Source organism: Mesorhizobium sp. M7A.F.Ca.US.005.03.2.1, from assembly GCF_003997795.1.
Classification (GTDB): Bacteria; Pseudomonadota; Alphaproteobacteria; order Rhizobiales; family Rhizobiaceae; genus Mesorhizobium; species Mesorhizobium ciceri.
Map to the genome: position 1 here is coordinate 1 of NZ_RZRP01000306.1, position 6,722 is coordinate 6,722.

Annotated in this window: 8 protein-coding genes and 1 tRNA gene; 5 read left to right on the plus strand and 4 right to left on the minus strand. The window is 63.0% G+C overall.

Annotated features, from left to right (window positions below; all coding sequences use genetic code 11):
- A partial coding sequence (locus EN991_RS18015) for a L,D-transpeptidase family protein (protein ID WP_164769162.1) occupies positions 1-970 on the plus strand: 970 nt, incomplete at its 5' end.
- Between the two features lie 3 nt (positions 971-973).
- Here EN991_RS18015 and EN991_RS18020 read toward each other — a convergent pair.
- On the minus strand, positions 974-1,456 hold the full coding sequence (locus tag EN991_RS18020; protein WP_164753774.1) for a hypothetical protein: 483 nt from the start codon (positions 1,454-1,456) through the stop codon (positions 974-976).
- Between the two features lie 153 nt (positions 1,457-1,609).
- A complete protein-coding gene (locus EN991_RS18025) occupies positions 1,610-1,867 on the minus strand; it encodes a PepSY domain-containing protein (RefSeq protein WP_063172137.1) in 258 nt (85 codons plus the stop codon).
- Positions 1,868-2,539: 672 nt separating this feature from the next.
- Between EN991_RS18025 and EN991_RS18035 the strand changes: the two genes are divergently transcribed.
- Positions 2,540-2,893: a hypothetical protein gene (locus EN991_RS18035; RefSeq protein ID WP_127369242.1), complete on the plus strand. Its 354-nt coding sequence runs from the start codon at positions 2,540-2,542 to the stop codon at positions 2,891-2,893.
- A gap of 399 nt (positions 2,894-3,292) precedes the next feature.
- Here the strand turns inward: EN991_RS18035 and EN991_RS18040 are convergent.
- Positions 3,293-3,367 (minus strand) — tRNA-Val (locus EN991_RS18040).
- 129 nt (positions 3,368-3,496) lie between these two features.
- Entirely contained in the window at positions 3,497-4,180 is a 684-nt protein-coding gene (locus tag EN991_RS18045; protein WP_127369243.1) for a phosphoglycolate phosphatase, read from the minus strand.
- A gap of 321 nt (positions 4,181-4,501) precedes the next feature.
- Between EN991_RS18045 and rpiA the strand changes: the two genes are divergently transcribed.
- The 3 genes from rpiA to EN991_RS18060 all read left to right on the plus strand — a co-directional run.
- Positions 4,502-5,233, plus strand: coding sequence for a ribose-5-phosphate isomerase RpiA (gene rpiA, locus EN991_RS18050; protein ID WP_063172140.1), 732 nt, complete (start codon positions 4,502-4,504; stop codon positions 5,231-5,233).
- A complete protein-coding gene (locus EN991_RS18055) occupies positions 5,220-5,822 on the plus strand; it encodes a DUF2059 domain-containing protein (protein WP_013531665.1) in 603 nt (200 codons plus the stop codon). The genes rpiA and EN991_RS18055 overlap by 14 nt, the downstream gene beginning before the upstream one ends.
- Positions 5,823-5,938: 116 nt before the next feature.
- The coding region (locus tag EN991_RS18060) for an FAD-dependent oxidoreductase (RefSeq protein WP_164769163.1) at positions 5,939-6,722 on the plus strand (784 nt) is incomplete at its 3' end.

Sequence of the window (6,722 nt, forward strand, 5' to 3'; positions counted from 1 at the left end):
GCTGACCCTGATCGCGCGCAATCTCGATGACGAGATGGGCGGCGCCTATGGCGAGGTCCTGTCCAGGCTGGCCACCAGCGACGTCTATGATCCGGAACTGGTCCCGGTCATCAAGGCCGTGCAGCAGAAGGCAGGCATGAAGGGCGACGGCGTCATCGGCCCGCGCACCGTCGCGACGCTGGCCGGAACATCCAAGGCCGACAAGCTGCTGAAGGTGGAAGTGGCGCTGGAGGAACTGCGCTGGCTGCCCTCCGATCTCGGCAGCCCGCGCGTCTTCATCAACCAGCCGGCCTTCACCGCGAGCTACATCGACAATGGCGAGGAAAAGCTCAAGACGCGTGCCGTCATTGGCCGGACCACCAACCAGACCTCCTTCTTCTACGACCAGATCAAGCAGGTCGATTTCCATCCCTATTGGGGCGTGCCCCAGTCGATCATCGTCAACGAGATGCTGCCGAGATTGCGCAACGATCCGGGCTATCTCGACCGGTCCGGCTATGAGGTGACGGATTCGCGCGGCAAGCGCATTCCTTCGTCGGCGGTCAACTGGGGCGCCTATGGCTCGAACATCCCCTACAGCGTGCGCCAGCAGCCGAGCGAGGCCAACGCGCTGGGCGAGTTGAAGATCCTGTTCCCCAACAAGCATGCGATCTACATGCACGACACGCCGCAGAAATCGTTCTTCCAGCGCGATATGCGCGCGCTCAGCCATGGCTGCGTGCGGCTGCAGGATCCGCGCGGCATGGCGGCGGCGGTGCTTGGCACCTCCGTGGACTATATCGCCGAAAAGCTGAAGCACGGCCACGCGACCGAGAACGTGACACGCACGATCCCGGTCTATGTCGCCTATTTCACCGCATGGCCCGATCTGTCGGGCAAGGTCGAATATTTCGGCGACGTCTACGACCGCGACTCGCGGCTGAAGCAGGCCCTGGATGCCACGGAGGCGGTGCGTTCGCCTTCGAGTTGATTTTTAGCGCTCGAACAGCGGCCGTCGGAAGCCGGCGTCGCGCCCGGCGATCAGCCAATAGAGCAACCCGGCGACAAGGCCGGCAGCGGCAATGATGCCGATGTCGACCCAACGCTCCGGGTCCATGTCCTCCGGTGCGCTCGGCCAGATCAAGGCGAAGCCGCCGACTGCGGCGCCAGCGCCGAAAACCATGTGCAGCAGGACATTGCGCAACGAGAAGAACTCGGCGATCAGCGCGAAGATCAACGTCTGCAGCGCGGTCACCACGATGGTCAGGAAATAGACGAACATGCCGAGCGGCGGCACCAGCAGCACCGCGATCGGCGAAACGCCCATGACGTCGAAATAGTTGGGCGCATTGGGCAAGGAACTGAGCACGCCATAGATCACCGCGATGGCGATCAGGCCGACCAGCACCGATACGAAGTAGCCGGCCAACATCATCAATATGCGCTTCATCACGTGCTTTGCCGTCGCCATCCCCATCCCCCAATGCGGCGCCCGGAGCTATTCCAGGAAATGACAGTCAGCCATCAAAGCACGACTGACGCAAGGGGAGGCGCCCGCGCCAGGGCGATCGCCGAAGTTGGCGCCGGGAGCCTGTGACGCAGCCGAGAACGAATTCGCGTCGGAACGTCCCTATTTCGGCTCCGCCGTCACGGGATCATAGGTGATTTCGACCTTCGCCTTGTCCGCCGTGTAATAGGTGACGGTGTAGGCGCCGCTGTCCCAGTCGACCTCGTCCACATAGCGAAAGCCGTCGCGCTGCTCGACCTTGGCAATGATCTCCGACAGCTTCTTGGCATTGGGCGGCGGCAGCGGCTTGTCGTCCGCGGCCAAGGCCGGCCCGCCGGCGAGAAGAACGGCGACGCTGGTCGCCAGCAGAAATCTGGACATGGCTTTCCCTCAAGTTTCGTCGGGGAGAAACTCGCTGGTATGCCGGTTTGTTCCGCAACTGAAACGGGTGCCGGTTCCGTCCACTGGTTTGCAGCTTCCCGAATGAGGGGCCGCCGCGCACTTGACTTACGCGGCGCGTCGTTGAGCGGGGTGGAGACCTGAACGGGTTCGACGAGGGTCGACGGCGGTCACGATGCTGTGGTGGTGATCGCAATAGACGCGATCCGCCGAGGTTGGCCCGGCACAAAAACGATAACCGCCGGGTACCGACCGGTCTTCGCTTACCGGGAAGCGGCACTGATAGACGCCTAGCTGAATGAGGGGGACGTCTTTCGAAATTGGTCTGACATTTTCAGGCATTGTTTTTCAGGTTCCTGGTTCATAGCCATTGCCGGCTGACGGCCGCTATGCGACCGCGTCAAAGCGAGCTTCTCTCGTTTGGAGGGCTGTGGATCACCATATGGTGTCGATCGCAGCGTCAATGAAGCCCGAAACCCTGCTTTCGCAAGCCAATCATTGCGACTTAAGGCCACACTGGCTGCTGGGAGGGCGGGCTGCGGGAGCGAGTACATTTTGTCAGCAGACAGTGCGGTCGCGTCCCGGAGCATCTCTTCGAACCGTTGCGCCGGTGCTATGGTGTGCCTGCATGATCGGACAGCAGGGATATGAGGCATGCCCGAAATCACACGCCGTACACTTCTTGCGTTTACCGCCGTCGCCTCGGTCATTGAACCGACGTTTGCCGAAGCGGAAGGGGCCTCACCCGAATTGCGGGCGCTGATCGGAGCCCATGAAGCCAGCTATGTCGAGCTTCACAGGGTTGTTCATCAAGCGGGCAGCAGCAGCCACGAATGCAAGAGGGCAGACCGGATTGAACAGGAAGCCTTGCTGGCCATCTGCTCCTATCCAGCGATCAGCCGAGGCGACCGCCGGGCCAAGGCCGATTACCTGTTGACCGCCGAGGCTCGGGGTGAACTCGACCTGGAAGAGCACATGCAGGCCATCCTGCACGCGATGAAGCGCTGATCGCGGCTCGACCGGCGTAGGGCAGAGTTTGGCCCCATCGACAGGAGTTCATGCGCGGCGACTATCTCGCCGCCTTCCATTGCTGCGACTACGCATCTTTGGCTAATGGACGAAGCGCTCAGCGACCTGTCGGGCAAGTGACGCTCGATGAAGCCCGGCCCATGGAGCAAGCCCGAGCGCTGAACCGGAACAACGCTATACGGTCTTTTGCGCCGACGACCGCATCGAGGTGTCGTTTTGGGATCGCGAACAGATGAAGGTCCGAAACGGCTCCGACGTCTGCCCGTTCCAGAGATATGCGAGCTACAGCAGCGCGTGGAATTCGCCCAGAAGAATTGGCGGGGAAGGGGCGGGGTGTAGTTGCTAGGCATTTTGGGGTGCGGCGTTCAGGAAGGCCGATGGTGGGCGATGCAGGGATTGAACCTGCGACCCCACCCGTGTGAAGGGTGTGCTCTCCCGCTGAGCTAATCGCCCGCTCGTTGCCCGAAGGCCAAGCGAGCCGCGATATAAGGGAGGCAGGTGCGGGAAGTCAAGGCGGTGTCCGGCGTTCTGACACGGATCGGTTTTGCTGTGCTTTGCGCCCTGTCTCCCGCCGCCTTCCGGTCAGTTTCCGGCGGCAGCAATCAGCCTTTGCGCCAGATCGAGCGTCAGGGCGTCGAAATGCGAAATCACCGCAGAAGGCTCGAACTCCCGCACATGGCGGTCGGTGTAGCCGAAATCGACCGCCACCACCGGAATGCCGGCGGCTTTCGCCGTGTCGATGTCGGTTTGCGAATCGCCGACCATCAGGGCGCGGTGAGGGTCGCCGCCGGCCAGCTTTATGGTCTCGATCAAATGGCGCGGGTCGGGCTTGCGGAAGGCGAACGTGTCCTGGCCGGCGATCGCCGCGAAATGTTTGGTCAGGCCGAGCGCCTCGATCAGCGCCAGCGAGTTGGCTTCGTATTTGTTGGTGCAGATGGCGAGGATATAGCCGGCCTCCTCGAAGCGCGCGATCGCCTCGACGACACCGGGGTAGGGGCGCGACTTGCCGGGGATGTTGAGCGTGTAGTGGTCGAGGAAAAGTTTCAGCAGCCGGTCGTGCTCCTCGACGGCAAGCGATCGCTGATGGGCGGCGTGCGCCCGCTCGATCATCACCCGGCCGCCGTGACCGACAAAGCGCCTGAAGCCGGCTTCGTCGACCGCCGCGATCTCGCTGGCGGCCAGGCTGTGGTTGAGGCTGTCGAGCAGGTCCGGCGCTGTGTCGATCAGCGTACCGTCGAGGTCGAACACGATGATCGGTCGGGTCATGGTCTGTCCTGGGCAGGTGTGCAATGGGCAGGCGATAAAGGCTGCGGCGCGTCAAGGCAAGCGCGGGGCCAGTTCGTTCAGGCGGGGCCTGCTTATCAGGCCGGGCATTCGCGGCTGGACGCCGCTATGAAAAAAACCGCCTCGACGGCGGGCTGTTGGCGCAAATCAACACCATAGGCAAAAATGTAGCATAGCTGCGCTCACCCGTCAAGGAAATAATTCCTATACTGAGCATCACCTGGAGAAGCGCCGTCCAGGGCTTTGACCGGACCGGCAAAAATGCTACGAGCCCGGCAGCGAATTTCCGGGGCAATAACCGACATGGATGCAAGGCAGTTGAAGGTCGAAGCCGCGCGGGCAGCACTCGCCCATGTAAGCGACGGCATGCGGCTTGGCATCGGCACCGGCACCACGGCCGAGGAGTTCGTGCGGCTGCTTGCCGAAAAGGTCGCAACCGGCATGGCGATCATCGGCGTGCCGACTTCGGAGCGCACCGCGTTGCTGTGCCGCGAGCTTGGCGTGCCGCTGTCGACGCTGGAGGAAACGCCAGAGCTGGATCTCACCGTCGACGGCGCCGACGAAGTCGACCCGGAACTGACCCTGGTCAAGGGCGGCGGCGGCGCGCTGCTGCGCGAGAAGATCGTCGCCGCGGCGTCCCAGCGCATGATCGTCATCGCCGACCGCTCCAAGATGGTCGAGACGCTCGGCCGTTTTCCCCTGCCGATCGAAGTCAATCCGTTCGGCCTGCGCGCCACTGAAATCGCGGTTGCCGCAGCGGCTGAAAAGCTCGGTCTTTCCGGACCGGTCACATTGAGGATGACGGGCGGACAGGCTTTTGTTACAGACGGCGGCCATTTTATCCTCGATGCATCTTTTGGCCGCATTCCGGATACAAGAGCGCTTTCGAATGCTCTCCACGCCATTCCGGGCGTGGTCGAGCATGGTCTTTTCATCGGGCTGGCTTCAGCGGCCATCATCGCCGGCGGCGACGGTATCCAAACCGTCCATGCCGCCCGAAAACCAGGGAGTTCTACCGATCATGACGTTGCATAACCGGGTTCGCAGCCTTTCCGTCCTTCTGGCGGCCTCGGCCGTTTTCGCCTTCTCGTCGCCGGCGTTTTCGCAGGATGTCACGGAAGCGCACCTGAAGGCCGCCCGCGCGGCGGTCGCTGCGATCCACGCGACCGACCCGTTCGACAACATCCTGCCGCAGGCAGCCGCGGCGCTCGAATCGCAGCTGATCCAGAAGAACCCGGACATGCAGGAACTGATCGGCAAGACGATCAACGAGAAGGCTCTGGCGCTGGCCTCGCGCCGCGCCGACCTCGAGAAGGAAGCAGCACTCGCCTACGCGAAAGTGTTCTCCGAAAAGGAACTGACCGACATCGCCGCCTTCTACAATTCCGATTCGGGCAAGAAGCTGCTCGATAGCGGCCCGACGGTGACCCGCGAATTGGTCAAGGCAGCCGACATCTGGCAGAACGGCCTCGGCCGCGATCTCGCCCAGCAGGTCGGCGAAACGTTGGCCGCAGCCGCCAAGGCAAAGGCGCAGGCAGCACCTGCCGCGCCCGCCGACGGAGCCGCAGCTCCGGCCGATGGCGCAGCGCCCGCCGACGGCGCGGCCCCCGCGGACAACAACTGACCCGCATTTTCAAATGGCCTTGCGGCCTACTGCGAAAGCCCGGCCTGTCCGGGCTTTTCTTTTGCCGTTTTGCGGCCTACCTGTCTGACACATTTCTGAAGCCTGGGAGCCGCGTCATGGCCGGTTACGACTACGATCTTTTCGTCATCGGCGGCGGCTCGGGCGGGGTGAGGGCGGCGCGCGTCGCCGCGGCACTCGGCAAGCGTGTCGGCATCGCCGAGGAATACCGCTATGGCGGCACCTGCGTCATCCGCGGCTGCGTACCGAAAAAGCTCTACGTCTATGCCTCGCAATTTCCCGAGCACTTCGCCGACGCCGCCGGCTATGGCTGGACGGTGCCGGAAGCCAGTTTCGACTGGCAGACGCTGGTCGCCAACAAGGATCGCGAGATCAGCCGGCTGGAGGCGATCTACGTCAGGAACGTCGAGGGCGCCGGCGGCGAGACCTTCCACTCGCGCGCCATGATCGTCGATCCGCATGTCGTGCATCTCCTGGGTGAGGATCGCACCGTCACAGCAGACCAGATTCTGATTGCCACCGGCGGCCGCCCGGCGGCGCATCCGGCGCTGCCCGGCCACGAACATTGCATCTTTTCCAACGAGGCTTTCGACCTCAAGGAATTGCCCAGGGCGATCATGATCGAGGGCGGCGGTTACATCGCCGTCGAGTTCGCCAACATTTTTCACGGTCTCGGCGTCGACACCACGCTGGTCTATCGCGGCAAGGAGATCCTCAGCCGGTTCGACATGGACCTGCGGCGCATGCTGCACGAAACGATGGAAAAGAAGGGGATAAGGATCCTCTGCCATTCCGTGTCCGAATGGATCCGCAAGCGGCCGGACGGCCGGCTCGATGCGCTGGTCAGCGGTGGCGAGGTGCTGACCGTCGACCAGGTGATGC